At 50.0% G+C, this 1,577-nt stretch carries 1 protein-coding gene; it reads right to left on the reverse strand.

What is annotated here, in order from left to right:
• Positions 1-301 precede the first annotated feature (301 nt).
• The gene (locus K8R76_01115) at positions 302-1,483 is read right to left on the reverse strand and encodes a transposase (protein MCD4846772.1); all 1,182 of its coding nucleotides are present in this window, start codon (positions 1,481-1,483) and stop codon (positions 302-304) included.
• Positions 1,484-1,577 lie beyond the last annotated feature (94 nt).

The following is a 1,577-nucleotide window of genomic DNA, read 5'->3' on the forward strand; positions in this document are numbered from 1 at the left end:
CTGATTGACTGACAAAACTCTGGATGGGTCTCAAGTACCAACCCTTGGGCGTGGATTAACGCAGGTAATGAACCCTGATTTTGGGGTTTTAGGATTAGCCCCGCCGCGCCTTAAAGCAGGTGTTAGTCAAGCAACCATTATCGGTAAATATATTTCCTCCTAAAACTAAGGGGGGCTTAGCATCTGGACGACAAGCTACTGAAAAAAAATCAACGGGGTACCGTTAAAGCACCCCGGTGTCCAGCTTTGAAAATTAATTTTTTGACTGCTAGGAGCGCTCAATTGCCAAATCCCCGGCGGGCTAAGTCACCAAAGGCAGGTAGACCTGCGTCTGCACAGTAAACTTACGCTTTTGTTTTCGTTTTTCTGCCTGTTGGCGGGAAGCCTGCGCCGGTTCGGGATCAGGCAAGGGCGACAACCTCAGCCGGGTAATCAGCGCGCCGCCTTTAACCAAAGCCCGCCGCACCCATTTCCAGCCAATTTTCAGATAACTGTTACCGCGAAACCAATGCGCATCGACCCACCGCCGCTTGCCGGCAGCCACCACCTCGGTACCTTGACTGACCAGGAACAAGGTGGCTATGGCTAAAACTAAACACAAGCGCGAGAGGGCCGCGGTGGAGCGGAAGAGCGAAGCTTCGAGTTGGAAACCCGCGGATTTATCATCCAAGAAATTCTCTTCAATGTCAAAACGTAATCCATACTCATCAAAGGTAGTATGGTCCGTGGGCTGGTCACTAACAATTAACCAACTTTCTGCGGTGCCCCGAGGCTTGGCTAAAGCTAAATGTACCACCCCAAATTTCTTCTCGGTAATGTAGACATTGTGCCAAAAACGGGCCTGTCCCCGTTTTAGGGTGATATCGCTAATCTTGATACGCGGCTGTAGGTGTCGGTAGACGTAAAAACTGGCTTTGATGCGAATTCGCCAGTGCCAGTGCAACGTGTGGCTCAGATATTGCATCAATTTGGTGTCGGCAAAACCGCGGTCAGCCAAAAAAACGATCTGGGCTTCAGGTGGCAGGAGTGTGGCGGCTACATCTAGTAGCTCTTGGTAATCGGCTAGCGCCACGGTGCTACTGCGATGAGCTAGGGTTTTCCAAACTAAAGGCACGGCTCGCCCCCGATAAATCACGGAGATGCGAATATGGCAAAATTGCCCCCAGAGCATGGAGGTATCCAAAGCCAAGTATACTGTACTATTGCCCCAGGCTAGCAATGCTTCCTGAATAATAGGGCCATACAACTCGGCGGTATCAATACGTTCATTGTTTAGCCACCGACTGAATCTACGGACGGTACTCTGGGCAAACTGAGCGCGACTATCAACAAAGGGCGTCCACTCGGGCAAACTAACGGTGTGACTTTTGATCAAACCAACTAGCATCCAGGCTAAGGTGTGCAGATGCCGGATATCAAGCCAAGGTGCCGGTTGCTCTAGTAGCTGTAACAGCGTAACGTATAAATCGGGAGTGTTTTCCATGGGTATCCGCCTGACGTTTAGGGTAAATGTAAGATAGGATACCCTATTTTCGGGTTTTGAGAACTCTCCTTAAAAGATTTGTCAGTCAATCAGG

This window comes from Candidatus Aegiribacteria sp. (assembly GCA_021108435.1).
Classification (GTDB): domain Bacteria; phylum Fermentibacterota; class Fermentibacteria; order Fermentibacterales; family JCC-6; genus Aegiribacteria.

Bases quoted from the DNA above. Each gene is read 5' to 3' on its own strand.
- K8R76_01115 (MCD4846772.1), bottom strand. From the start codon at position 1,483: ATGGAAAACACTCCCGATTTATACGTTACGCTGTTACAGCTACTAGAG.